At 72.5% G+C, this 24,696-nt stretch carries 21 protein-coding genes; 16 read left to right on the top strand and 5 right to left on the bottom strand.

Annotation, left to right across the window (positions count from 1 at the left end):
- The first annotated feature begins 29 nt into the window (after positions 1–29).
- A complete protein-coding gene (locus CLV52_RS11550) occupies positions 30–299 on the top strand; it encodes an HPr family phosphocarrier protein (RefSeq protein ID WP_133766478.1) in 270 nt (89 codons plus the stop codon).
- Between the two features lie 67 nt (positions 300–366).
- Here the strand turns inward: CLV52_RS11550 and CLV52_RS11545 are convergent, their stop codons facing one another.
- Entirely contained in the window at positions 367–1,188 is an 822-nt protein-coding gene (locus tag CLV52_RS11545) for a class II glutamine amidotransferase (RefSeq protein WP_162850826.1), read from the bottom strand.
- 164 nt (positions 1,189–1,352) lie between these two features.
- Between CLV52_RS11545 and CLV52_RS11540 the strand changes: the two genes are divergently transcribed.
- Positions 1,353–3,011, top strand: coding sequence for a DUF885 domain-containing protein (locus CLV52_RS11540; RefSeq protein WP_133766476.1), 1,659 nt, complete (start codon positions 1,353–1,355; stop codon positions 3,009–3,011).
- Between the two features lie 239 nt (positions 3,012–3,250).
- A complete protein-coding gene (rpsA, locus tag CLV52_RS11535) occupies positions 3,251–4,690 on the top strand; it encodes a 30S ribosomal protein S1 (RefSeq protein WP_133766475.1) in 1,440 nt (479 codons plus the stop codon).
- 97 nt (positions 4,691–4,787) lie between these two features.
- On the opposite strand, the gene CLV52_RS11530 is transcribed toward rpsA, so the two are convergent.
- The gene (locus tag CLV52_RS11530) at positions 4,788–5,717 is read right to left on the bottom strand and encodes a M56 family metallopeptidase (RefSeq protein ID WP_133766474.1); all 930 of its coding nucleotides are present in this window, start codon (positions 5,715–5,717) and stop codon (positions 4,788–4,790) included.
- 13 nt (positions 5,718–5,730) lie between these two features.
- Complete coding sequence (locus CLV52_RS11525) at positions 5,731–6,087, bottom strand: BlaI/MecI/CopY family transcriptional regulator (RefSeq protein WP_133766473.1); 357 nt, start codon at positions 6,085–6,087, stop codon at positions 5,731–5,733.
- A 174-nt stretch (positions 6,088–6,261) separates the two neighbouring features.
- On the opposite strand from CLV52_RS11525, the gene coaE reads away from it, so the two are divergent.
- Positions 6,262–6,855: a dephospho-CoA kinase gene (gene coaE, locus CLV52_RS11520; RefSeq protein WP_133766472.1), complete on the top strand. Its 594-nt coding sequence runs from the start codon at positions 6,262–6,264 to the stop codon at positions 6,853–6,855.
- Positions 6,856–6,859: 4 nt separating this feature from the next.
- Here coaE and CLV52_RS11515 read toward each other — a convergent pair whose 3' ends face one another.
- On the bottom strand, positions 6,860–7,756 hold the full coding sequence (locus CLV52_RS11515; RefSeq protein WP_133766471.1) for an EamA family transporter: 897 nt from the start codon (positions 7,754–7,756) through the stop codon (positions 6,860–6,862).
- 52 nt (positions 7,757–7,808) lie between these two features.
- On the opposite strand from CLV52_RS11515, the gene uvrB reads away from it, so the two are divergent.
- On the top strand, positions 7,809–9,875 hold the full coding sequence (gene uvrB, locus CLV52_RS11510) for an excinuclease ABC subunit UvrB (protein WP_133766470.1): 2,067 nt from the start codon (positions 7,809–7,811) through the stop codon (positions 9,873–9,875).
- Between the two features lie 28 nt (positions 9,876–9,903).
- Here the strand turns inward: uvrB and CLV52_RS11505 are convergent, their stop codons facing one another.
- Complete coding sequence (locus tag CLV52_RS11505) at positions 9,904–11,748, bottom strand: glycosyltransferase (RefSeq protein ID WP_133766469.1); 1,845 nt, start codon at positions 11,746–11,748, stop codon at positions 9,904–9,906.
- 60 nt (positions 11,749–11,808) lie between these two features.
- On the opposite strand from CLV52_RS11505, the gene CLV52_RS11500 reads away from it, so the two are divergent.
- The 11 genes from CLV52_RS11500 (at position 11,809) to CLV52_RS11450 (ending at position 24,651) form a co-directional block, all read left to right on the top strand.
- Complete coding sequence (locus tag CLV52_RS11500; RefSeq protein WP_133766468.1) at positions 11,809–13,062, top strand: CDP-glycerol glycerophosphotransferase family protein; 1,254 nt, start codon at positions 11,809–11,811, stop codon at positions 13,060–13,062.
- A 56-nt stretch (positions 13,063–13,118) separates the two neighbouring features.
- Entirely contained in the window at positions 13,119–16,004 is a 2,886-nt protein-coding gene (gene uvrA, locus CLV52_RS11495) for an excinuclease ABC subunit UvrA (RefSeq protein WP_133766467.1), read from the top strand.
- Between the two features lie 16 nt (positions 16,005–16,020).
- Positions 16,021–17,988, top strand: a complete 1,968-nt coding sequence (uvrC, locus tag CLV52_RS11490) for an excinuclease ABC subunit UvrC (protein WP_133766466.1) — start codon at positions 16,021–16,023, stop codon at positions 17,986–17,988.
- Positions 17,989–18,033: 45 nt separating this feature from the next.
- Positions 18,034–18,933: an RNase adapter RapZ gene (rapZ, locus tag CLV52_RS11485; protein WP_133766465.1), complete on the top strand. Its 900-nt coding sequence runs from the start codon at positions 18,034–18,036 to the stop codon at positions 18,931–18,933.
- A gap of 159 nt (positions 18,934–19,092) precedes the next feature.
- The gene (gene whiA, locus CLV52_RS11480; RefSeq protein WP_133766464.1) at positions 19,093–20,070 is read left to right on the top strand and encodes a DNA-binding protein WhiA; all 978 of its coding nucleotides are present in this window, start codon (positions 19,093–19,095) and stop codon (positions 20,068–20,070) included.
- A gap of 118 nt (positions 20,071–20,188) precedes the next feature.
- Positions 20,189–20,812 (top strand): superoxide dismutase, encoded by a 624-nt coding sequence (locus CLV52_RS11475; RefSeq protein WP_133766463.1) that lies wholly within the window; start codon positions 20,189–20,191, stop codon positions 20,810–20,812.
- Positions 20,813–20,894: 82 nt separating this feature from the next.
- On the top strand, positions 20,895–21,899 hold the full coding sequence (gene gap / locus CLV52_RS11470) for a type I glyceraldehyde-3-phosphate dehydrogenase (RefSeq protein ID WP_133766462.1): 1,005 nt from the start codon (positions 20,895–20,897) through the stop codon (positions 21,897–21,899).
- A gap of 19 nt (positions 21,900–21,918) precedes the next feature.
- On the top strand, positions 21,919–23,124 hold the full coding sequence (locus CLV52_RS11465) for a phosphoglycerate kinase (RefSeq protein ID WP_133766461.1): 1,206 nt from the start codon (positions 21,919–21,921) through the stop codon (positions 23,122–23,124).
- Positions 23,121–23,915, top strand: coding sequence for a triose-phosphate isomerase (tpiA, locus tag CLV52_RS11460; RefSeq protein WP_133766460.1), 795 nt, complete (start codon positions 23,121–23,123; stop codon positions 23,913–23,915). The genes CLV52_RS11465 and tpiA overlap by 4 nt, the downstream gene beginning before the upstream one ends.
- Positions 23,916–24,013: 98 nt before the next feature.
- Positions 24,014–24,262, top strand: coding sequence for a preprotein translocase subunit SecG (gene secG / locus CLV52_RS11455; protein WP_133766459.1), 249 nt, complete (start codon positions 24,014–24,016; stop codon positions 24,260–24,262).
- Between the two features lie 20 nt (positions 24,263–24,282).
- The gene (locus tag CLV52_RS11450) at positions 24,283–24,651 is read left to right on the top strand and encodes an RNA polymerase-binding protein RbpA (RefSeq protein WP_133766458.1); all 369 of its coding nucleotides are present in this window, start codon (positions 24,283–24,285) and stop codon (positions 24,649–24,651) included.
- The last annotated feature ends 45 nt before the right edge of the window (positions 24,652–24,696 follow it).

The following is a 24,696-nucleotide window of genomic DNA, read 5'->3' as shown; positions in this document are numbered from 1 at the left end:
GCGCCCGGTCACCGAACTGAAGGAGCACCATGCCTGAACGCACCGTTTCCATCGCGTCGAGCGTCGGCCTCCACGCCCGGCCCGCGTCCCTGTTCAGCCAGGCGGCGGCGAAGGCCGGCGTGCCCGTCACGCTGACCACCAAGGCGGGGAAGAGCGTCAACGCCGCCAGCATCCTCGGGATCCTGTCCCTCGGGATCGGCCACGGCGAGGAGGTCACCCTCAAGGCCGAGGGCGACGGCGCCGACGCGGCGCTCGACTCGCTCGTCGAGCTGCTGTCGACGGACCTCGACAAGGAGTAGCCGACACCGGCACGACGAAGGGCCCCGCGGGCGTCCGCGGGGCCCTTCGTCGTGCCGGGGAAGCGGGTCAGGCGACGAGGCGGGTCGGCGTCGCCGCGCTGAGCGGCACGGTCTCCGTCGTCAGGGTGGCGAGGTCGACGCGGGTCACGGTCTCGGCGGGGACCGCGTCCCAGCCGGCGACGTCCAGCCCGCTCGACGCGAAGAGGATCGAGCCGTCCTCGCCCCGGCGCGTGCGCATCTGGTAGTAGGCGTCGACGTGGTGCCGCGGCAGCAGGTCGGTCGGGATGCCGGAGGCCGCGAAGACGCCGTGCGGGATCGGCACGCCCTCGCTCGCATGCACCGCGAACAGCTCGGTCGGCGTGAGGAGCAGCGCGTTCAGGCTGCGGTCCGGGTAGGCGCCGCGCAGCACGGCGACGGTGTCCACGAGGGCGTCGAACACGGAGGCGCCGCTCGCCACGACGGTGCGGACGGCCGCGAAGTAGCGCTCGCTGTCCGTCGTCCCGGTCAGCGAGGCGCGCTGCTCGGGACCGATCAGACGCTCCACCGGGCCGGTCGGCTCGAGCGAGCCGTTGTGCGCGAAGGCCATGCCGTCGGCGACGAACGGGTGGGTGTTCTCCCGGGTGCAGGCGAGGCCCATGGTGGCGAGCCGCAGGTGCACGATCCGCGCGGACGCCGGCCCCGACGCGAGGGTCTGCTCGAGCTCGGCGTCACCGACGCCGCTCGTGTGGCGGACGTGGCGCCGCACAACGCCCTCCGGGTCCCGCCAGGCCGTTCCCCAGCCGTCGCGGTGCAGGTGCGCCATGTCGGCGAACACCTGTCGCTGCCCGGCGCCGAGCACGGCCTCGACCGTGGCCGGCGCGGGCGAGGCCGCACCGAGCAATCGGCACATGTCTCCTCCAGCGCACGTCGGTATGTCGTCCAGCGACACCCTTGACGCCGGCGGGCTATGCCTCCACGCTACGCCCGCCCGTGTTCCAGGCGTGTGAACACGCGCCGCTGCACGACACGGGAGGTCATGTGCACGCATCGGCGGCCCGCGCTACCGTCGCGCCCGTGACCGACGAGCGCGTCCCGACCGAGATCGACCGCATCGCGGAGGACTGGGTGGACGCCTCCGTGGCGCTGCACCCGGAGCTCGCGGTGGTCCTCGGCCGCCCCGGGCAGGAGGGCCGGTACGGCGACTACTCGCCCGACGGCCTCGCCGCCGACGACGCGGCCGAGCGGTCGGTGCTGCGCCGCCTCGCCGCCGCGACCCCGGCCGACGAGGTGGACCGGGTCACGAAGGCGGACCTGACGCGCGAGCTCGAGCTGTCGATCGAGAGCCGCGACGCGGGCCTCCCGCTCCGCGACGTGAACACCATCGAGTCGCCCGTGCAGGCGGTGCGCGACGTCTTCGACCTCGAGCCGACCGCGACGGCGGAGGACTGGGCCGCGATCGAGCGGCGGCTCCGCGGCGTCGCCCCCGCGCTCGACGGCTACCTCGAGCGACTGCGTGCAGGCGTCCGGGAGGGCGTCGTGCCCGCCGTCCGGCAGGTCGGGCTCGCCGCCGCGCAGGCGGCGGAGTTCGCCGCGGCGGACGGGTTCTTCGCGGGTCTCGCGGCCCGGGCCGGGGCCCACGACGCGGTCCCGGCCTCGCTGACGGCCGCGATCGAGTCGGCCGCGATCGCCGCCGCGGCGGCGTACGGCGGCCTCGGCACCGCGCTCGAGCAGGAGATCGCCCCGGCGGCGACGCCGGAGGACGCGATCGGCCGCGAGCTGTACGCGCTGCAGTCGCGCCGGTTCCTCGGCGCCGCGATCGATCTGGACGAGACCTACGAGTGGGGCCTCGCCGAGCTGGCCCGGATGGCCGAGGAGCAGGAGGAGGTCGCCTCCCGCATCGTCCCGGGCGGCTCCGTCGAGGACGCCATCGCCGCGCTCGACGCCGACCCGGCCCAGCGGCTCGACGGCACCGCAGCGCTGCAGGCGTGGATGCAGCGCCTCTCCGACGCCGCGATCGAGTCGCTCGGCGCGACCCACTTCGCGATCGAGGGTCCCGTGCGCACCCTCGAGTGCCGCATCGCGCCGACCCGCTCCGGCGTCATCTACTACACGCCGCCGTCCGACGACTTCTCGCGGCCCGGCGCCATGTGGTGGTCCGTGCCCGCCGGCGTCGAGCGGTTCACGACCTGGCGGGAGACCTCGACCGTCTACCACGAGGGCGTCCCCGGTCATCACCTGCAGATCGCGACCGCGATGACGAACCGGTCCCTCAACACGTGGCGCCGCACCGCCGGCACCTCCGGGTACTGGGAGGGCTGGGCGCTCTACGCGGAGCGGCTGATGGCCGAGCTCGGCCACCTCGACGCGGACCCGGACCGGCTCGGCATGCTCGACGGGCAGCGGATGCGCGCGGCGCGCGTCGTCGTCGACATCGGCCTCCACCTCGGCAAGCGCGACCCGGCGGGGGACGTCTGGACCAGGGGCGCCGCGCTCGACCTGCTGCGGCGCCACGTGCACATGGACGACGCGTTCCTCCGGTTCGAGGTCGACCGGTACTGCGGCTGGCCGGGTCAGGCCCCGTCCTACAAGGTGGGCCAGCGGCTCTGGGAGGAGCTCCGGGCGGAGTCCGCCGGGCGGGCCGGCGCCGCCTTCGACGTGCGGGCGTGGCACCGCCGGGTCCTGCTGATGGGCGGCATGGGGATGGACACCCTCCGCACCGCCGTGCTGGGCTGACGGCGGGTGCGCAAGCGGCGGACGACCGTCCCGCGCTCGGGGGAATGCGGGTAGACTGACGGATCGCGTCCGCGACTTCCGTCGTGCGGCGTCAGGTCCGGCGGCGGTGATCACCGCCGGCCGACCGTCGGGTGCCGGTCGGACCGCGGTCCGCCCCACCCGCCACAACTCCATCCGCATTCCGCTGCGGCGGCCATCCGGCACGTCGCGGCCCGACACGAAACCACCTCATCAACTCCATGACTCTCACACCGACCGCATCGGCCCCCAAGCAGGTCGCGATCAACGACATCGGCTCTGCAGAGGACTTCCTGGCCGCGGTCGAGAAGACCCTGAAGTTCTTCAACGACGGCGACCTCATCGAGGGCACGGTCGTGAAGATCGACCGCGACGAGGTCCTCCTCGACGTCGGCTACAAGACCGAGGGCGTCATCCCCTCGCGCGAGCTCTCGATCAAGCACGACGTCGACCCCAACGAGGTCGTCGCCGTCGGCGACAACGTCGAGGCCCTCGTCCTCCAGAAGGAGGACAAGGAAGGCCGCCTGATCCTCTCCAAGAAGCGCGCGCAGTACGAGCGCGCCTGGGGCGACGTCGAGCGCATCAAGGAGGAGGACGGCGTCGTCACCGGCACCGTCATCGAGGTCGTCAAGGGCGGCCTCATCGTCGACATCGGCCTCCGCGGCTTCCTGCCGGCCTCGCTCATCGAGCTGCGCCGCGTCCGCGACCTCACGCCGTACCTCGGCCAGAGCCTCGAGGCGAAGATCCTCGAGCTCGACAAGAACCGCAACAACGTGGTCCTCTCCCGCCGCGCCCTGCTCGAGCAGACGCAGTCCGAGTCCCGCACCACGTTCCTCAACAACCTGCACAAGGGCCAGGTCCGCAAGGGCACGGTCTCCTCGATCGTCAACTTCGGCGCGTTCGTCGACCTGGGCGGCGTGGACGGGCTCGTGCACGTCTCCGAGCTCTCGTGGAAGCACATCGAGCACGCGAGCGAGGTCGTCGAGGTCGGCCAGGAGGTCACCGTCGAGGTGCTCGAGGTCGACCTCGAGCGCGAGCGCGTCTCCCTGTCGCTGAAGGCGACGCAGGAGGACCCGTGGCAGGTCTTCGCCCGCACCCACGCGATCGGTCAGGTCGCGCCGGGCAAGGTCACGAAGCTCGTGCCGTTCGGCGCGTTCGTCCGCGTCGCGGACGGCATCGAGGGCCTCGTCCACATCTCCGAGCTGTCCAGCCGCCACGTCGAGCTCGCGGAGCAGGTCGTGTCGGTCAACGAGGAGGTCTTCGTCAAGATCATCGACATCGACCTCGAGCGTCGCCGCATCTCGCTCTCGCTGAAGCAGGCGAACGAGGACGTGGACCCCGAGGGCACCGAGTTCGACCCGGCGCTCTACGGCATGCTCACCGAGTACGACGAGCAGGGGAACTACAAGTACCCCGAGGGCTTCGACCCGGAGACCAACGAGTGGCGCGAGGGCTTCGAGGAGCAGCGCGACAAGTGGGAGCAGGAGTACGCCGCGGCGCAGGCCCGCTGGGAGGCGCACAAGGCGCAGATCCAGAAGCAGCTCGCCGACGAGGCGACCGCCGCTGCGGAGAACACCTTCTCGAGCGAGTCGTCCTCCGGCGGCGTGCTGGCCGACGACGAGGCGCTCGCCGCGCTCCGCGAGCGGCTCGCCAGCCGCTGATCGTCCGATCGCACCCGGAAGGCGGGTCCTCCTCACGGAGGGCCCGCCTTCCGGCGTTCCAGCGCGATCCGCCTCGTTCGCGCCGAGGTGCTGCGGCTCAGCCGGCGAAGGCCGGGAGCGCGAGCAGCAGCGGGGGGACGACCACCAGCGCCAGCGCCGCGACCGGAACCGCGATCCGGACACCCGCAGGGATCGGCGCGGGGGAGACGAGCCGCCGGACGCGGCGCTCCACGGAGACCGGATCCGACGCCGGCCCGTCCTCGACGGGCTCGCCGCCCGTGCCGCCGGACGTCACCACGATCGCGCGGGCCAGGACCGGGTCGGGCACCGACCGGCGCGCCTGGTCGTCGGCCAGCATCTCGGTGAGCAGGCCCACCGCGTGCTGCGCGCGCCGCGCGACCGGGAACCACGGCAGCGCGATGCGCCAGGCCCGGAACGCCACGAGCACGAGCGCGTGATGCTGGCGGAGGTGCGCCCGCTCGTGCTCGACGACGCCGAGCACCTCCTGCTCCGTGAGCAGGTCGAGCAGCCCCGCCGAGAGCACGGTCAGGCTCCTCGCGGTGCCCGGCAGGCAGTAGGCGATCGGCGCGGTCGCGTCGAGCAGCCTCGTCCGCGGCGCCTCCGGCATCGGCGCGCTCAGCATGAGCAGCAGGCTGCGGTGGCGCGCGCGCTGCCGCTCCGTCCGGATCACCGTCGCCACGAGGTTGAGGACGAGGTGCACGCCGAGCAGCACCGCGGCGGCCAGCGCCAGCGCGGAGGCGTAGGAGGTCGCCGGTGGGATCTCGCCGTGCCCGACGTCGGACGTGAGCACCCGCAGGGCCGCGATCGGGTGCGGCCCGTACGGCGCGAGGCCCGCGACGAGCAGCGATCCGAGCAGGGACAGGACGCCGGCCAGCGCGATCGCCTGCCAGAGCAGCAGGGCGGTGCCGGGCGCCCGGTCGGGCCAGGTGCTCCGCGCGACCGCGAGCGGCACCGGCCAGGCGAGCAGCACCGCCAGGACGGCGAGCAGCGACGCCGCGAGGATCATCGGCGGGTTCGGGTCAACCGAGTCCGAGGAGGCGCCGCAGCGCCGCGGTCTCGTCGGCGCTGGCGCGGCCGACGAAGCGGGCCAACGCCTCGGTGCGGTCGCCCGCGGCGCCGAGCGCGTCGTGCATCAGCTCGGCGACGTACTCCTCGCGGGCGGAGACCGGGGCGTACGTCGCCGGCCGGACGGTGCGGTCGCGGGCGACGAAGCCCTTCTTCTCGAGCCGGCTGAGCACGGTCATCACCGTCGTCAGCGCGAGGCCGCGCTGATCGCCGGTCGCGAGCCGGTCGCGCAGCTCGCCCGGGGTCAGCGGCGCGGCGGCGTCCCAGAGCTGCTCCAGCGCCGTGCGCTCGAGCTCACCGAGCGACTCCATGCGACCTCCCGAGGACTGCTCTCGCACGCGTGCGGTCACGAGCGACTACGAGCCGTAGAAAGCATCCCACGCGGAAGGCCCGGCCTGTCGCGCGGGTCCCGCAGGATGGGGCGTCCGGGTGCTCGGCCTCGCCCACGGTCGCCGTCGACGAGGCCGGACCCCTACGCTCGAACCGTGCCCCTGATCGCGCTCACCGGCGGCATCGCGTCCGGCAAGTCCACGATCGCCGCCCGCCTCGCCGAGCTCGGCGCCGCCGTCGTCGACGCGGACGCCCTGGCCAGGGAGGTCGTGGAACCGGGCGAGCCTGCGCTCCGGGCGATCCAGGACGCCTTCGGCGACGCGGTCCTCCGCGAGGACGGCTCCCTCGACCGGGCGGCGCTCGGCCGGATCGTCTTCAGCGACCCGCAGCGCCGCCACGTCCTGAACGGCATCGTCCACCCGGCCGTCCTGCACCGCTCGCACGCCGCCTTCGACGCCGCCTTCAAGCGGGACCGGGGCGCGGTCGTCGTCTACGACGTGCCGCTCATCGACGCCCGCGGCGTGGGCGAGTTCGACCGCATCGTGGTCGCGGACGCGCCGGCCGACGTGCGGATCGAGCGGCTGGTCGGGCTGCGGGGCATGACGGAGGAGGACGCCCGCGCGCGCGTCGCCGCGCAGCTCTCCGACGAGGACCGCCGCGCCCTCGCCACGGACCTCGTCGACACGAGCGGCTCGCTCGAGCGGACGCTGGCGCAGACCGACGCCCTCTGGTCCCGCCTGCGCCCCTGAGCGCTCAGCGCGCGCGGCGGGCGACGAGCACCGCCAGCACGTTCGCGGCGCAGACCGCGGCGATCCCGCCGACCTGGACCGGGCCGAGCAGCTGGTGCAGGACGACCAGGCCGAACACGGCTGCGGCGACGGGGTGCAGGCTCTGCAGCATCCCGAACAGCGATCGCGGCATCCGCCGGAGCACGATCAGGTCGATCGAGTACGGCAGGGCGCTCGACAGCACCCCGGTGATCGCGCCGATCAGCAGGACGTGCGGCAGGGCCTCCCGCGGCACCGCGAGCAGGAGGAGCACGAGCACCGGCAGGGTCAGCACGGTGCCCGTGAGCCCGGCGACGGCCGTGCCGGTGACGCCGGGCAGGGCGCCCGCCCGCTCGCTGAGCAGGATGTAGGCCGCCCAGAGGATCGCGGCGGCGGCGCCGAACGCGAGTCCGATCACGTCCACCCGCGCGCCCGTCAGCGGATCGGTGATGAGCACGACGCCGATCAGCGCGAGCGCACCGCACCCGGCCCGCGCGGCGGCCGCCCGCGCCCCGCCGCCGCGGGCGCCGAGCAGCGCGACCCCGAGGGGACCGAGGAACTCGACGGTGACGCCGAGCCCGAGGCCGATGCGCTGCACGGCCGAGTAGAGCGTGAAGTTCATCCCGACGAGCACGACCCCGAGCAGCACGGCGGGCAGCAGCCGCCGGAGCCCCAGTCGCAGCAGCGGCGGCCGGGCGATCGCCAGCAGCGCGACCGCGGACACGAGCTGGCGCATGCCCGTCACGCCGAACGGGCCGATCAGCGGGAAGAGGGTCGCGCCGAACGCGGCGCCGGCCTGGACGGAGGAGGCGCTGAACGCCACGGCGGCGACGGGACCGGCGCCCTCGCGACCCGGGCGGGGCGGCGTCCTCCCCGTCTGCACGCCTGCAGCGTAAGCGCGCCGCGCTGTCGGACCCCGGACGTAGCGTTATGGCATGCGACCCACGCGTGCCGTCCGCCCCTTCGAGGTGATCAGCGAGTACACCCCGAGCGGCGACCAGCCCACGGCCATCGCCGACCTCGCGCGCCGGGTCAAGGCCGGTGAGCCGGACATCGTGCTGCTCGGCGCGACGGGCACCGGCAAGTCCGCGACCACCGCGTGGCTCATCGAGCAGGTGCAGCGCCCGACGCTGGTCCTCGCGCACAACAAGACCCTCGCCGCGCAGCTCGCGAACGAGTTCCGCGAGCTGCTCCCGAACAACGCGGTCGAGTACTTCGTCTCGTACTACGACTACTACCAGCCCGAGGCGTACGTCCCGCAGACGGACACCTTCATCGAGAAGGACTCGTCGATCAACGCGGAGGTCGAGCGCCTCCGGCACTCGACCACGAACTCGCTGCTCAGCCGCCGTGACGTCGTCGTCGTGTCGACCGTGTCCTGCATCTACGGCCTCGGCGCGGCGGAGGAGTACCTGGAGGCGATGGTCGCGCTGCAGGTGGGCCAGCGGATCAGCCGCGACGCGCTCATCCGCGGCTTCATCGGCATGCAGTACCAGCGGAACGACTTCGACTTCTCCCGCGGTCGGTTCCGCGTGCGCGGCGACACGATCGAGATCATCCCGGTGTACGAGGAGCACGCGGTCCGCGTCGAGATGTTCGGGGACGAGGTCGAGGCGCTGTACTCCCTCCACCCCCTCACCGGCGAGGTGCTGGCGAAGCTCGACGCGGTCTCGATCTTCCCCGCGACGCACTACGCCGCGAGCCCGGCGACGATGCAGCGCGCCATGGGGACGATCCGCGAGGAGCTCGACGACCGGCTCGGCGTGCTGAAGCGCGAGAGCAAGCTGCTCGAGGAGCAGCGCCTCCGCATGCGCACCGGCTTCGACCTCGAGATGATGGAGCAGATCGGGTTCTGCAACGGGATCGAGAACTACTCGCGCCACATCGACGGCCGCCAGCCCGGCGAGGCGCCGCACTGCCTGCTCGACTACTTCCCGGACGACTTCCTGACCGTCATCGACGAGTCGCACGTGACCGTCCCGCAGATCGGCGCGATGTACGAGGGCGACGCGTCCCGCAAGCGCGTGCTCGTGGAGCACGGCTTCCGCCTGCCGTCCGCGCTCGACAACCGGCCGCTGACGTGGGAGGAGTTCTCCGACCGGGTCGGCCAGACCGTGTACCTCTCCGCGACCCCGGGCCGCTACGAGCTCGGCATGGCCGACGGCGTCGTGGAGCAGATCATCCGCCCGACCGGCCTCGTCGACCCGGAGATCGTCATCAAGCCCTCGAAGGGGCGCGTCGACGACCTGCTCGAGGAGATCCGCAAGCGCGCGGAGAAGAACGAGCGCGTGCTCGTCACCACGCTGACGAAGAAGAGCGCGGAGGACCTCACGGACTTCCTCGGCGAGGCCGGCGTCCGCGTCCGCTACCTGCACGCGGACGTCGACACCCTCCGCCGCGTCGAGCTGCTGACCGAGCTGCGCCAGGGCGTCTACGACGTGCTGATCGGCATCAACCTGCTGCGCGAGGGCCTCGACCTGCCGGAGGTGTCGCTCGTCGCGATCCTCGACGCCGACAAGGAGGGCTTCCTCCGCTCGTCGACGTCACTGATCCAGACGATCGGCCGCGCCGCCCGCAACGTGTCGGGCGAGGTCCACATGTACGCGGACACGATCACCGACTCGATGGCCCGCGCGATCGACGAGACGAACCGCCGCCGCGAGAAGCAGGTCCAGTACAACCTCGACCACGGGATCGACCCGCAGCCGCTCCGGAAGAAGATCGCGGACATCACGGACCAGCTCGCCCGCGAGGCGGCGGACACCGCCCAGATGCTGTCGAACAGCAAGGGCGGCAAAAAGACGCCGGTGCCGAACCTCCGCCGCGAGGGCCTCGCCGCCAACGGCGCGGCGGAGCTGGAGGCGATCATCGCCGACCTCAACACGCAGATGCTCCAGGCCGCGAGCGAGCTGAAGTTCGAGCTCGCCGGCCGCCTCCGCGACGAGCTCTCCGAGCTGAAGGGCGAGCTCCGCCAGATGTCGAAGGCGGGCCACCTGGTGTGACCACCGCGATCGGCCGGCCCGTGGGCGCTCAGGCGGTGAAGCGGCGGCGCCAGGCCTCCGGCGACGCGAGGTCGACCGCCGCGCGCCGGTAGGCGGCGGCGGTCCGGTCCCACTGCAGCACCAGCCGGAGGTGCAGCGCGAAGGACTCGAGCAGACCGGCGGCCAGCGCGCGCCGATCCGTGTCGAAGCGCAGCAGTGCCTCGCCGTCCGCGGTCGGCGCGAGCACACGCCCGAAGCGGGCGAGCACCCACCAGTCCGCGCGGGGCACGCGCACGATCGGGCCCGACGCTCCGCGGAGCAGCTGCTGCAGTGCGGTCCGAGCGGCCCACGTCCCCAGGTCGGCGCCACTCGGCGCCCGGAGCCGAGGGCGCACCGCGCGGACGCCGTCGCACGCCTCGCGGGGGAGGCGCGGCAGAGCCGGCTCGGCCGCCGCGATCGCCCGGGCGCGGGCCAGGTCGTCCCGCCGCTCCAGCGCGTCCGGTCCGTCGAGCGCGGCGCGGATGCCCGCGTGCCGCAGCCGCGCGGCCGGGTACTGCTTCGCCAGCAGCTGCTTCACGTCGAGCGCGAGGCTGTACCCGGCGACCGCCGCCGCCCGGCCGCCGTGCAGCATCGCCACGACGACGCGGTTGCGGGCGTGGAAGAACGCCTGCCACTCGATCGAGTCGTCCTTCGTCCGGAACGCCACGTGCCACACCGCCGCGCCGGGGAGGCTCACGGTCGGCACGCCGATCCCCGCGGCGCGGAGGCTGTACTCGGCGTCGTCCCACTTCAGGAACAGCGGCAGCACGAGGCCGATCCGCCGCACGGTCTCGAGCGGGAACTGGCACATCCACCAGCCGTTGTAGTCGGCGTCGCGGCGCTCGTGCACCCACGGTGCGGACGGCAGCGGGGTCGCGACGTGGTCGTGGGTCGAGGTGCGCTCGTCGGCGGCGGCCCACCAGAAGGTGCTCCGCACCACCCGCTCCGCCGCGGCCTGGACCGTGCCGGGCTCGCCGAGGTCGAGCATCTGCCCGCCGACGATCGTCGGCCGGCCCGTGAGCCGCCCGAAAGCGATGGACCGCAGCAGCGACGCGGGCTCGATCTGGATGTCGTCGTCGAGGAACACCGCGACGTCGGCGCCCTGCTCGGCGAGCGCCTCCTGCAGGATCCGCGAGTACCCGCCGGAGCCCCCGAGGTTCGCCTGCCGGAGGAGGCGAACGACGTCACCGAGGTCGTCTGCGGCCGCGGCGACCGCCGGGTCGTCGGCGACGGGGGAGCCGCCCTGGTCGACGACCACGATCCGCCGGACGCGGCGGAGGAGCTCGGGGGCGGAGGCGAGCCGCCGGAGGTTCGCGGCGACGAAGGGGCCGCGGTCCATCGTCGGCATGCCGAGCACCGCGCGGCCGCCGCGCAGCGGCACGGCATCGACGGCCCACGAGCCCTCGAGGACCTCGACCTCCTCGGCGGCCGCGATCTCGAACCACACGAACCCGCCCGTCGCGCCGCCGAGCGGCGTCGTCACCGCGAGCAGCCCGTCGTCGCCGACCGCGTGCTCCTCGCGGAGCGCCGTCGCGCCCCGCGCGTCCGAGCGCAGGAGCGTCACCGCGGCCGGCCCGCTCAGCCGGAGCCGGAGGCGCACGGCGGTGGCGGCGGTGGCGCTCCGCCACACCGCGGCCGGGAAGGCGTTGAAGTACGCGCCGAAGGACGCGGTGCCGCCGGCGGGGACGAGCAGGCGGGCGCGCACGCCGGACCCCGTGGGGACGGGCGCGCCGAAGCGGGCACCGGTCGCATAGAGCGCATCGCCGTCGACGCCGCCGTCCAGCGGCCCGATCACGTCCTGCACGACGGTCCAGGCGTCGCCGTCCACCTCGTCGCGGTCGGGTGCTCCAGCCATCCCCGCAAGCTTAGGCAGCGGGACGGCGGGCAACGCCCGCCCGTCGATACACTCGGCCCGATGCGACCGACCCTCCACGGCCTGCGGCGCCGCGCCCAGAGCCGGGCGATCCTGGCGGTGCGCCGATCGCGGTTCTTCCCGCAGTCGATGATCGACCGCCTCGGCGACGACGCCGCCTACGCCGACCGGCGGCTCGACGCCCGCGTCATCGTCTTCTTCCCCGGTCCGCCCGACCAGCTGTACCAGCTGCTGCCGTGGCTGCCGACGCTCGAGGCGGTCGACGCCGCCCTCGGCGTGGCCGTCGTCTGCCAGGACTCCCGGGTCGCGGAGGCGATCCGCGAGCGCACGACGGTGCAGGTGGTGACCTTCGCGCGCTACGGCGCGCTCGACGGCGTCATCGGCCGCAGCGACGTCGCGCTCGCGCTCTACGTCGGCCACGCCTCGGCGAACTTCGAGTGCCTGCGGTTCGCCTCGCTGCTCCACGCCTACATCGGGCACGGGGACAGCGACAAGGGCGTCTCGGCGTCGAACCAGCTGAAGGCCTACGACGCCGTGCTCGCGCCGGGGCAGGCCGCCGTCGACCGGATCGTCGCCCGCCTGATGCGCTTCGACGCCGAGCGCCGCTGCATCGTCGTCGGGCAGCCGACCACGCTCTCCGCCCCGCCGCAGGCGGCACCGTCCCCGGGCGGCCGGACGACGGTCCTCTACGCGCCGACGTGGGAGGGCGCGCAGCCCTCCGTCGCCTACAGCTCCGTCCTCACGCACGGCCCGCGGCTCGTGGAGGCGCTGCTCGCGGACGGCCGCTACCGCGTGCTGTACCGGCCGCACCCGCTCACCGGCGTCACCTCCGGCGACTACGCGGGCGCGAACGCGGCGATCCGCACCGCCGTGGAGCAGGCCGGCCAGGACCACCGGGTCCTCGCGGCGACCGACGAGCCCCTCGAGGCGAGCTTCGCCCGCGCCGACGTGCTGGTCTGCGACGTCTCCGCGGTCGCCACCGCGTGGATGCCGTCGCTGCGTCCGCTCGTCGTGACCGCGCCGGCCGGCGGCGCCTCGGTGAGCGCCGACTCCGGCATGCTCGCCCGCGTGCGCCGGCTCGTGCCCGACGAGGCCGCGGACGCGCCGGCGGTCCTCGCCGCCGAGCTCGCGGACGAGGGCGGCCGCGCGGTGCTCGAGGAGCTCGTCGCCTACTACCTCTCGCCGTACTGGCCCGACCGGTCGGCGGAGCGGTTCGTCGCGGTCTGCGGCGAGCTCGTCGCCGAGCGCGACCGGCTGCGCGCGGCGCTCGTCGCCGCGGGGGCGACCGGCACCTGAGCGCGCGCTCGGCGAACGCGCACGGGGATGTCCGAGGGGGTTCGTAAGCTTCTGCGGTGCCGATCTCGAGAGTCGCTGGCAACGCCAAGCTCAGTGTCAAGGGGGCCCGCGTCCACAACCTCCGCGACGTCGACGTGGAGATCCCGAGGGACTCGCTCGTGGTGTTCACGGGCCTGTCCGGCAGCGGGAAATCCTCGCTGGCGTTCGACACGATCTTCGCGGAGGGGCAGCGCCGCTACGTCGAATCGCTGTCCGCCTACGCGCGCCAGTTCCTCGGGCAGGTCGACCGCCCCGACGTCGACTTCATCGAGGGCCTCTCGCCGGCGGTGTCGATCGACCAGAAGTCGACGAACCGCAACCCGCGCTCGACCGTCGGCACGATCACCGAGGTCTGGGACTACATGCGCCTGCTCTGGGCGCGCATCGGCGTGCCCCACTGCCCGATCTGCCACGAGCGGATCGAGAGCCAGACGGTGCAGCAGATCGCCGACCGCCTGATGGAGCTCGAGGAGGGCACGCGGTTCCAGGTCGTCAGCCCCGTCGTGCAGCAGAAGAAGGGCGAGTTCGTCGACCTCTTCAAGGAGCTGCAGGCGAAGGGGTACAGCCGCGCCGTCGTCGACGGCGAGACCGTGCAGCTCGCCGACGCGAGGCCGCTGAAGAAGTCGTACAAGCACGACATCGCGGTCGTCGTCGACCGCCTCGTCGCGAGCCCCGACGGCCTGACCCGGCTCACGGACTCGCTCGAGACCGCGCTCGGCCTCACCGACGGCCTCGTGCAGGTGAACTACGTCGACCTCGAGGGCGACGCGGCGTGGCAGACGTTCTCCGAGAAGCTGTCCTGCCCGAACAACCACCCGATCCAGCTCACCGAGATCGAGCCGCGGACGTTCTCGTTCAACGCCCCGTTCGGCGCGTGCCCGGAGTGCTCCGGCCTCGGCACGCGGATGGCCGTCGACGCGGACCTGCTGCTCGGCGACCCCGCGCTGTCGATCCGCGAGGGCGTGATCGTGCCGTGGAGCAACCAGGGCAAGCAGCTCTACAACTACTACGAGCGGATGCTCGGCGGCCTGGCGCGCGACCTCGGCTTCTCGCTGGACAGCCCGTGGGAGGCGCTGCCGGACGACGTGCGCGACGCCGTCCTGAACGGCAACAACTTCGAGGTCCGCGTCAAGTGGAAGAACCGCTACGGGCGCGAGATGTCCTACACGCAGGGCTTCGAGGGCGTGATCCCGTACCTCGAGCGCAACTGGCTGCAGGCGGAGACCGACGTGCAGCGGTCGCGGTGGGCCGAGTACCTCCGCGAGGTCCCGTGCGCGGTCTGCCACGGCAAGCGGCTGAAGCCGGAGGTGCTCGCGGTCCTCGTCGACGGGCGCAGCATCGCCGACGTCGCCGAGCTGTCCATCGCCGACGCCGCGGTGTTCATGGACACGGTCGTGCTGTCGGACCGCGAGGCCCGCATCGCCGCCCAGGTGCTGCGCGAGATCAAGGCGCGGCTCGAGTTCTTGCTCGAGGTCGGCCTCACCTACCTCAGCCTGTCCCGTGGCGCGGGCACCCTCTCCGGCGGCGAGGCCCAGCGCATCCGACTGGCGACGCAGATCGGCTCTGGGCTCACCGGCGTGCTCTACGTGCTCGACGAGCCCTCGATCGGCCTGCACCAGCGGGACAACCGGCGGCTCATCGACACGCTCGTGAAGCTGCGCGACCTGGGCAACACCCTGATCGTCGTCGAGCACGACGAGGACACGATCCGCACCGCGGACTGGATCGTCGACATCGGGCCGGGCGCCGGTGTCAACGGCGGATCGGTCGTGCACTCCGGCGGCTACGAGGCGCTGCTCGAGGAGCGGGCGTCCATCACCGGCGACTACCTCGCGGGGCGGCGGTCGATCGAGGTCCCGCAGGAGCGCCGGCCCGTCGACCGGCGGCGGCGCATCCAGGTCGTCGGCGCGTCCGCGAACAACCTCAAGGACGTCACGGTCGACTTCCCGCTCGGCGTCATGACGGCCGTCACCGGCGTCAGCGGCTCGGGCAAGAGCTCGCTCGTCAACGACATCCTGTACCGCGTGCTCGCCAACCGGTTGAACGGGGCGCGCAAGGTGCCGGGCAGGCACAAGCGGGTGACCGGCACCGAGGACCTCGACAAGGTCGTGCACGTGGACCAGGCGCCGATCGGCCGCACGCCCCGGTCCAACCCGGCGACCTACACCGGCGTCTTCGACCGCATCCGCACGCTGTTCAGCGAGACGGTGGAGGCGAAGGCGCGCGGCTACCTGCCCGGCCGGTTCAGCTTCAACGTCAAGGGCGGCCGCTGCGAGCACTGCCAGGGCGACGGCACGATCAAGATCGAGATGAACTTCCTGCCCGACGTGTACGTGCAGTGCGAGGTCTGCCACGGCGCCCGCTACAACCGGGACACCCTCCAGGTGCACTACAAGGGCAAGAACATCGCCGAGGTGCTCGACATGCCGATCGCCGAGGCGGCCGAGTTCTTCGAGCCGATCACCGCGATCCACCGGTTCCTGAAGACGCTGGTCGACGTGGGCCTCGGCTACGTCCGGCTCGGGCAGAGCGCGACGACGCTCTCCGGCGGAGAGGCGCAGCGCGTGAAGCTCGCGACCGAGCTGCAGCGCCGCACCAACGGGCGCAGCGTCTACGTGCTCGACGAGCCGACGACCGGTCTCCACTTCGAGGACGTGCACAAGCTGCTGCAGGTGCTGAACGGCCTCGTCGACAAGGGGAACACCGTGGTCGTGATCGAGCACAACCTCGACGTGATCAAGTCGGCGGACTGGATCGTCGACATGGGCCCGGAGGGCGGCGCCGGCGGAGGCACCGTGATCGTCGAAGGGACCCCCGAGCGCGTCGCGGAGACCCCGGCCAGTCACACCGGTCGCTTCCTCGCCGAGCTGCTGCCGCAGCCGGCGCTGGCCGTCAGCGCTTGACCGGGACGCGGGCCTGATGGCCGAGACCGTCTCCTGGCGGCCGAGGACGGGGGAGATCCCCGTCTCGCCGGGCGTGTACCGCTTCCGCGACCCGCGCGGCCGCGTGCTCTACGTCGGCAAGGCGAAGAACCTCCGCGCCCGGCTCTCGAACTACTTCCAGCCGCTCCGCGCCCTGCACGACCGCACGCGGCGGATGGTCCTCACGGCGGCGAGCGTCGAGTGGACCGTCGTCGGCACGGAGTTCGAGGCGCTGCAGCTCGAGTACAGCTGGATCAAGGAGTTCTCGCCGCCGTTCAACGTCCAGTTCCGCGACGACAAGTCCTACCCGTACCTCGCGATCACGATGGGCGACGAGGTGCCCCGCGTGCTCATCACGCGGAACCGGAAGCTGAAGGGTGCGAGGTACTTCGGGCCGTACACGAAGGTGTGGGCGATCCGGGAGACGCTCGACCTGATGCTCAAGGTCTTCCCGGTGCGCAGCTGCTCCGAGACGACGTACAAGCGCGCCGAGCAGACCGGCCGGCCGTGCCTGCTCGGCGACATCGGCAAGTGCGCGGCGCCGTGCGTCGGGCGCATCCCGAAGGAGGCGCACCGCGACCTCGCCGGCGACCTCGCGTCCTTCATGGGCGGCGGGGACCAGCGCTTCCGCGGCGACCTGACCCGGCGCATGCAGGAGGCCTCGGCCGCGCTGAACTTCGAGGAGGCGGCCCGGCTCCGCGACGCCATCGGCGCGATGGACGCGGCGCTGTCGAAGACGGCGGTGGTGCTGCGCGACGACGTCGACACGGACGTCTTCGGCATCGCCGACGACGAGCTCGCCGCGGCGGTGCAGCAGTTCATCGTGCGGGGCGGCCGCATCCGGGGCACCCGCAGCTGGGTCGTCGACAAGGAGCTCGACCTCCCGCTCGGCGAGCTGGTCGAGACCGTGCTCCGGAACGCCTACGACGAGGACGTGTACCCGCCGCGCGAGGTGCTCGTGCCCGAGCTACCCGACGACGCGGACGAGCTCGCCACCTGGCTGTCCCAGCGCCGCGCGGTCGGCCGGGAGAACGAGGGCCTGCGGGGGAGCGGCCGCACGCGCATCCACGTCGCCGAGCGCGGCGAGAAGGCACAGCTCGCCGAGACCGCCGCGCGGAACGCCGCCCAGGCGCTGATGCTCTACAAGACGCGGCGCAGCGCGGACTTCACCGCGCGGTCGCAGGCGATCTCGGACCTGCAGGAGGCGCTCGGACTCGACGAGGCGCCGCTGCGCATCGAGTGCTTCGACGTCTCGCACCTGTCCGGCACGAACGTCGTCGCGTCGATGGTGGTCTTCGAGGACGGTCTGCCGCGCAAGGACCAGTACCGGCGGTTCAACGTCGCGTCGACGACGGACGACACGGACTCGATCTACCAGGTGCTGAGTCGCCGGGTCGCGCACCTCGACGACGAGGAGCCCGCGCCGTCGGAGCAGGGCGCGACACGGTTCGCGTACCGGCCGAACCTGCTGCTCGTCGACGGCGGGCAGCCGCAGGTCGCGGCGGCCAAGCGCGCGCTCGACGACGCCGGGGTCACCGGCGTGGCGCTCGCCGGCATCGCGAAGCGGCTCGAGGAGCTCTGGCAGCCCGACAGCGACTTCCCGGTGATCCTCCCGCGCAACAGCGACGCGCTCTTCCTCGTGCAGCGCCTGCGCGACGAGGCCCACCGGTTCGCCATCACCCACCAGCGCACGCGGCGCAAGCGGGACATCGGCTCCCAGCTGGCAACCGTTCCGGGACTGGGGGAGGCGCGGGTGAAGCAGCTGCTCCGTCACTTCGGCTCGGTCGCCCGCCTGCGCGCGGCGACCGCGGAGGACGTGGCGGACGTGCCGGGATTCGGGCCGGTGCTCGCGGCCGCGGTCGTCGAGCGGCTGCACGAGGGGGAGCAGGATCCTGGTACGCAGGAGGCGGAGGACGCCCCGGCGGAGTCGGTGACCGCGGCGCTCCCCGGCCGGGCCGCCGGATAGGCTGGTGCTCGAACGCCGCTCGAACGCACGGAGGAACCCCTCGTCATGACGGACGCCACGTCCGAGGCACCCGCGCCGGCCGCCGAACCCACGGCCCGCTCCGTGCTCGTCGTCACCGGCATGGCCGGTGCCGGTCGATCGACGGTGAGCAACGCCCTCGAGGACCTCGGCTGGTACGTCGTCGACAACCTCCCGCCGCAGATGCTGCGACCGCTGCTCGACCTCGCCGGGCACTCGGACGACCGGCTGGCCCGCATCGCGGTCGTCGTCGACGTGCGCGGCGGCCAGCTCCTCTCGGAGCTGAAGGACGCCGGCGCGGTCGACGGGCCGCAGGTCCGCCTGCTGTTCCTCGAGGCGAACGACGCCGCGCTCGTGCGCCGGTTCGAGGCGGTCCGCCGTCCGCACCCGCTGCAGGGCAGCGGCACGATCCTCGACGGCATCACCGCGGAGCGCGCGATGACCGCCGCCGTGCGCGAGCAGAGCGACATCATCATCGACACCTCCGAGCTGAACATCCATCAGCTCGCGAACGCGATCAACGAGCTGTTCGCGGACGACGACGCCCCGGGCGTGCGGGTGACCATCACGAGCTTCGGGTTCAAGTACGGCGTCCCGACGGACGCCGACATGGTCGCCGACGCCCGCTTCCTCCCGAACCCGTTCTGGGTGCCGGAGCTGCGTGCGCATACGGGCAAGGACGCGGACGTGCGGGACTACGTCCTGCGGCAGCCGGGCGCGCTCGAGTTCGTCGAGCGGTACGCGGAGGCGCTCCGTCCGGTCCTGGCCGGCTACCAGCGGGAGAACAAGAGCCACGCCACGATCGCGATCGGCTGCACCGGCGGGAAGCACCGCTCCGTGGCCGTCGTCGAGCGCATCGCGGGGCTGATCGGCGCTCAGCCGGGCGTCGTCGTGAACGTGAAGCACCGCGACCTCGGTCGCGAGTGAGGCCCTTCCAGCAGCAGATTCCGCTGAGCGTCCGCTGAATAGGCGCCGAGGCGCAACGGGTGCGACACTGGTCCGAACGCCGTCACCCATCCGGCGCCGGGCAGGGAAGCAGCAGCGCAGCTGGGGTGACGCCGGGGGAGAGACGGGGAGTCGCGAGCATTGGCACTGACCGCTGAGGTGAAGGACGAGCTGACCCAGGTCGACGTCGGGAAGACGTCCGTCCGGGCAGCGGAACTGGCGACGATCCTCCGGTTCTCCGGCGGACTCCACCTCATCTCGGGGCGGATCGCGGTGGAGTCGGAGCTCGACACCCCGCAGCTCGCACGCCGGGTTCGGCGCGACCTGAGCGAGCTCTACGGCGTCCGCAGCGAGATGACCGTCCTCTCGGCGTCCGGGGTGCGGCGCAACAACCACTACCTCGTGCGGGTCGTGGACGGCGGTGAGACGCTCGCCCGGCAGACGGGCCTGCTCGACGCGCGGCGTCGGCCGATCCGGGGTCTGCCGAACCGGCTCACGACCGGCTCGCCGGACGAGATCGAGGCCGTGTGGCGCGGGGCCTTCCTCGCGCACGGCTCGCTCACCGATCCGGGTCGCTCCGCCGCGCTCGAGGTGACCTGCCCGGGCAACGAGACCGCGATGGCGCTCGTCGGGGCCGCCGGCCGCCTGCAGGTGCAGGCCAAGGCGCGGGAGGTCCGCGGCGTGCACCGCGTCGTGATCCGCGACGGCGAGGCGATCAGCGAGATGCTCGGCCACATGGGCGCCCGTCGCAGCGTGCGGAACTGGGAGGAGCTCCGCCAGCGCCGCGAGGTGCGGGCGAACACCAACCGCCTCGTCAACTTCGATGACGCGAACCTCCGCCGCAGCGCGCAGGCCGCGGTCGCCGCCTGCGCCCGGGTGGAGCGCGCGCTCGAGATCCTCGGCCCGACCATCCCGGAGCACCTCCGCTACGCCGGTCAGCTGCGGCTCGACCACCGCGACGCGAGCCTCGACGAGCTCGGGCACCACGCCGACCCGCCCATGACGAAGGACGCCGTCGCCGGCCGCATCCGCCGCCTGCTCGCGCTCGCCGACAAGCGCGCCGCCGAGGAGGGCATCCCGAACACCGAGGCAGCCGTCCCCGCGGAGATCGCGGACTGACGTCCTCCCGAGCGTCCGGGAATGCTCCGGGCCGCCTCCGGTTCCTCCTCGTGGAAGTCCCAGCGGGCCTGCGACCGCCGGTCATAGGCTCCTGAGCGAACGTCAAGGAGGAGGCATCATGCCCGTCTACACCCTGCCCGAGCTGCCGTACGACTACGCGGCCCTCGAACCGAGCATCAGCGCCCGGATCATGGAGCTGCACCACGGCAAGCACCACCAGGCGTACGTGACCGGCGCGAACACGGCGCTGGACCAGCTGGCCGAGGCGCGCGAGAGCGGGAACCTCGCGAACGTCAACAAGCTGACGAAGGACCTCGCGTTCAACCTCGCGGGCCACGTCAACCACTCCGTCTTCTGGACGAACATGTCGCCGGACGGCGGCGACCGGCCGACCGGCGAGATCGCGTCCGCGATCGACGACCTGTTCGGCGGGTTCGAGAAGTTCCAGGCGCACTTCACCGCCGCTGCGATGGGCGTGCAGGGCTCCGGCTGGGCGGCGCTCGTCTACGACTCGATCGGGCAGCGGCCGATCATCGTGCAGTTCCACGACCAGCAGCAGGACTTCCCGGTGGGCACGGTGCCCCTGCTCCTGCTCGACGTGTGGGAGCACGCCTACTACCTCGACTACGCGAACGTGCGCGCCGACTACGTGAAGGCGTTCTGGAACATCGTGAACTGGGCGAACGTGGAGCAGCGCTTCACCACGGCCCAGAAGCAGACCTCGGGCCTCCTGGTACCGTGAGCGCGGCGCCCGCCGCCGACCTGGCGGCGGGCCCCCGCACCCCCTCGCGCGCCCTTCGGGCGTGCCTGATCACGGAGGAACAGTGACGACTCGCGTCGGCATCAACGGCTTCGGCCGGATCGGTCGCAACTACTTCAGGGCCGCGCTGGCCAAGGGCAGCGACATCGAGATCGTCGCGGTCAACGACCTGACCGACAACAAGGCCCTCGCGCACCTGCTCAAGTACGACTCGACCGCGGGCATCCTCAAGGAGTCCGTCGAGCTCGACGGCGACCGCATCGTCGTCGACGGCAAGCCGGTCCAGGTCCTCGAGCAGCGCGACCCGGCCCAGCTCGGCTGGGGCGACCTCGGCGTCGACATCGTCATCGAGTCGACCGGCCGCTTCACGAAGGCGGACGACGCCCGCAAGCACATCCAGGCCGGCGCCAAGAAGGTCATCATCTCCGCCCCCGCGTCGGGTGAGGACGGCACCTTCGTCATGGGCGTCAACGAGGGCACCTACGACCCCGACACGATGCACATCCTGTCGAACGCGTCGTGCACCACGAATTGCCTCGCGCCGCTCGCCAAGGTCTTCAACGACGCCTTCGGCATCGAGAACGGCCTGATGACGACGGTGCACGCGTACACCGCCGACCAGAACCTGCAGGACGGCCCGCACAGCGACCTCCGTCGCGCCCGCGCCGCCGCGCTCTCGATCATCCCCACCTCGACCGGCGCCGCGAAGGCCATCGGCCTCGTGCTGCCGGAGCTGAAGGGCAAGCTCGACGGCTTCGCCCTCCGCGTGCCGGTGCCCGTCGGTTCGATCACGGACCTCACCGTCACCGCGACGAAGTCCGCGACCGTCGACGAGATCAAGGCCGTCTACAAGGAGGCCGCCGAGGGCCCGCTCAAGGGCGTCCTCAAGTACGTCGAGGACCCGATCGTGTCCGCGGACGTCGTCGGCGACCCGCACTCGTCGCTCTTCGACGCGGAGCTCACCCGGGTGATCGGCAACCAGGTCAAGCTCTCGAGCTGGTACGACAACGAGTGGGGCTACTCCAGCCGCCTCGTCGACCTGACCGACTACGTGGCCGCCCGGCTGTAACCGGATTCCTCTGGGCCCCATGTCGCTGCGCACCCTCGATTCCTTCGGGGACCTCGCCGGCACGCGGGTCGTCGTCCGCTGCGATCTCAACGTCCCCCTGAAGGACGGCGCGATCACGGACGACGGCCGCGTGCGCGCGAGCCTCCCGACCCTCACCCGCCTGCTCGACGCGAGCGCCTCGGTGACGGTGATCTCCCACCTCGGCCGCCCGGACGGCGAGCCGAACCCGAAGTACAGCCTCGCGCCGGTGGCGCAGCGCCTCGGCGAGCTGCTCGATCGCGAGGCGACCTTCGTCCCCGGCAGCCCCGCGGACGCGGCGCCCGGCACCGGCGCGGTGACCGTGCTGGAGAACCTCCGATTCGACCCGCGTGAGACGAGCAAGGACGCGGGGGAGCGGCGCGCCTTCGCGGAGGCGCTCGCGCAGCACGGCTCGGCGTTCGTGTCCGACGGCTTCGGCGTCGTGCATCGCAAGCAGGCGAGCGTCTTCGAGCTCGCGCAGGTGCTGCCGAGCGCGGCCGGCCTCCTCATCGCGAACGAGCTCTCCGTGCTCGAGCGCCTGACGGAGCGCCCGGAGAAGCCCTATGCGGTCGTCCTCGGCGGCTCGAAGGTCAGCGACAAGCTCGGCGTCATCGACCACCTGCTGCCCCGCGTGGACTCGCTCCTCATCGGCGGCGGCATGCTCTTCACGTTCCTCGCCGCGCAGGGCCACGCGGTCGGGAAGAGCCTGCTCGAGCAGGACCAGATCCCGACCGTGCAGGAGTACCTGCGGCGCGCGGACGAGCTCGGGGTGACCCTGCTCGTCCCGACCGACGTGGTCGTCGCGGCGGCGTTCGCGCCGGACGCGGACCACGAGACCGTGCCGGCGGACGCGATCGAGTCGTCCTCCTTCGGCGCCGACGGCATCGGGCTCGACATCGGTCCGGACACGGCGGCGGCGTTCGCGACGGCGATCGCGGCGTCGCGGACCGTGTTCTGGAACGGCCCGATGGGCGTGTTCGAGTTCCCGGCCTTCGCGGACGGCACGAAGCGCGTGGCGCAGGCGCTGACCGAGGTCGAGGGGCTGTCCGTCGTGGGCGGCGGTGACTCGGCCGCGGCGGTCCGGACACTCGGGTTCGCGGACGACCGGTTCGGGCACATCTCGACCGGCGGCGGGGCCAGCCTCGAGTTCCTCGAGGGCAAGCGGCTGCCGGGCCTCGAGGTGCTCGGCTGGGAGGCGGACGCATGACCAGGATCGACGCGCGACGACCACTGATCGCGGGCAACTGGAAGATGAACATGGATCATCTCCAGAGCATCGCCCTCGTGCAGAAGCTGGCGTGGACGCTGAAGGACGCGAAGTTCGACGGCACGTCCGTCGAGGTCGCGGTCTTCCCGCCGTTCACCGACCTGCGCAGCGTGCAGACGCTCATCGACGCGGAGCGGTTCACGCTCGCGTTCGGGGCGCAGGACCTGTCCCCGCACGACTCCGGCGCCTACACGGGCGACATCTCCGGCGCGTTCCTCAAGGCGCTCAGCTGCACCTACGTGATCGTCGGCCACTCCGAGCGGCGTCAGCTGCACGGCGAGACGGACGAGGTCGTCAACGCGAAGGTGCTCGCCGCGGTGAAGCACGGGCTCGTGCCCGTGATCTGCGTCGGCGAGACGGAGGCGGAGCTCGAGGAGCACGGCACCAGCGCCGTCCCGGTCGCGCAGACGAAGGCCGCACTGGCTGGCGTCCCGGTCGGCACACCCGTCGTCGTGGCGTACGAGCCGGTCTGGGCGATCGGCACCGGCAAGGTCGCGACGCCGGAGACGGCGCAGGAGGTCGGCGCGGCCATCCGCGCCGCCGTCGCCGAGGCGCTGTCGGCCGACGACGCGGCCGCGACGCGGATCCTCTACGGCGGCTCCGTGAAGAGCGGCAACATCGCGGGCTTCCTGCGGCAGCCGGACGTCGACGGCGCGCTCGTCGGCGGCGCGAGCCTCGACCCGACGGAGTTCGCGGCCATCGCGCGCTTCCCGGACCACGTCGGCACCTGACGCGACAGGCGGGACACCCCGCCGCCCGGCCCATCGCGGAACCGGCGGTTATACTCATCGCGGCTGAAAGTCGGCTGCGACGACAGGAGGAGATCCGGATGCAGATCCTGCAGGCCGTCCTGCTCGTGGTCCTGGCGATCACGAGCATCCTGCTCACGCTGCTGATCCTGCTGCACAAGGGTCGCGGAGGCGGGCTGTCGGACATGTTCGGCGGCGGCGTCACCTCGAGCCTCGGTGCATCGGGAGTGGCGGAGCGGAACCTCAACCGCATCACGGTCGTGCTCGGCCTGGTGTGGTTCGCGTGCATCGTCGTCCTCGGCCTCATCACCCGCTTCAACGGCGCTTGACGACAAGGAACTGAGAACACATGGCTTCTGGCGGCAGTGCGATCCGCGGCTCCCGCGTCGGCGCGGGACCGATGGGCGAGCAGGACCACGGGCACCACGCAGAGCGCGTGGCGATCTCCTACTGGGACGCGCTCGGCAACGAGACGGTCCGGTACTTCGCGGCGAACCTGCCGGCGGACGAGATCCCGGCCACGATCGACTCCCCGTCGAGCGGTCTCCCGGCCGGTCGCGACAAGGCGAACCCGCCGTCGGTGCAGAAGAACGAGCCCTACAAGACGCACCTCGCGTACGTGAAAGAGCGCCGCACCGACGAGGAGGCGGCCGTCCTGCTCGAGGACGCGCTGAAGCAGCTCCGCATCCGTCGCGGGAAGATCAGCGCCGACAGCTGATCAGCAGACCTGACGACGAAGGCCCGGACCGAACGGTCCGGGCCT

The organism is Amnibacterium kyonggiense (assembly GCF_004364555.1).
GTDB lineage: Bacteria > Actinomycetota > Actinomycetes > Actinomycetales > Microbacteriaceae > Amnibacterium > Amnibacterium kyonggiense.
This window is presented reverse-complemented; position numbering and strand designations above follow the sequence as displayed.

Excerpts from the sequence above, each read along its gene's own strand:
- uvrC (WP_133766466.1), top strand. The coding sequence starts at position 16,021 with ATGGCCGAGACCGTCTCCTGGCGGCCGAGGACGGGGGAGATCCCCGTC.
- rpsA (WP_133766475.1), top strand. The coding sequence starts at position 3,251 with ATGACTCTCACACCGACCGCATCGGCCCCCAAGCAGGTCGCGATCAAC.
- CLV52_RS11505 (WP_133766469.1), bottom strand. The coding sequence starts at position 11,748 with ATGGCTGGAGCACCCGACCGCGACGAGGTGGACGGCGACGCCTGGACC.
- CLV52_RS11525 (WP_133766473.1), bottom strand. The coding sequence starts at position 6,087 with ATGGAGTCGCTCGGTGAGCTCGAGCGCACGGCGCTGGAGCAGCTCTGG.
- CLV52_RS11500 (WP_133766468.1), top strand. The coding sequence starts at position 11,809 with ATGCGACCGACCCTCCACGGCCTGCGGCGCCGCGCCCAGAGCCGGGCG.
- CLV52_RS11475 (WP_133766463.1), top strand. The coding sequence starts at position 20,189 with ATGCCCGTCTACACCCTGCCCGAGCTGCCGTACGACTACGCGGCCCTC.
- CLV52_RS11545 (WP_162850826.1), bottom strand. The coding sequence starts at position 1,188 with ATGTGCCGATTGCTCGGTGCGGCCTCGCCCGCGCCGGCCACGGTCGAG.
- secG (WP_133766459.1), top strand. The coding sequence starts at position 24,014 with ATGCAGATCCTGCAGGCCGTCCTGCTCGTGGTCCTGGCGATCACGAGC.
- CLV52_RS11450 (WP_133766458.1), top strand. The coding sequence starts at position 24,283 with ATGGCTTCTGGCGGCAGTGCGATCCGCGGCTCCCGCGTCGGCGCGGGA.
- CLV52_RS11465 (WP_133766461.1), top strand. The coding sequence starts at position 21,919 with ATGTCGCTGCGCACCCTCGATTCCTTCGGGGACCTCGCCGGCACGCGG.
- tpiA (WP_133766460.1), top strand. The coding sequence starts at position 23,121 with ATGACCAGGATCGACGCGCGACGACCACTGATCGCGGGCAACTGGAAG.
- uvrB (WP_133766470.1), top strand. The coding sequence starts at position 7,809 with ATGCGACCCACGCGTGCCGTCCGCCCCTTCGAGGTGATCAGCGAGTAC.
- CLV52_RS11530 (WP_133766474.1), bottom strand. The coding sequence starts at position 5,717 with ATGATCCTCGCGGCGTCGCTGCTCGCCGTCCTGGCGGTGCTGCTCGCC.
- CLV52_RS11550 (WP_133766478.1), top strand. The coding sequence starts at position 30 with ATGCCTGAACGCACCGTTTCCATCGCGTCGAGCGTCGGCCTCCACGCC.
- rapZ (WP_133766465.1), top strand. The coding sequence starts at position 18,034 with ATGACGGACGCCACGTCCGAGGCACCCGCGCCGGCCGCCGAACCCACG.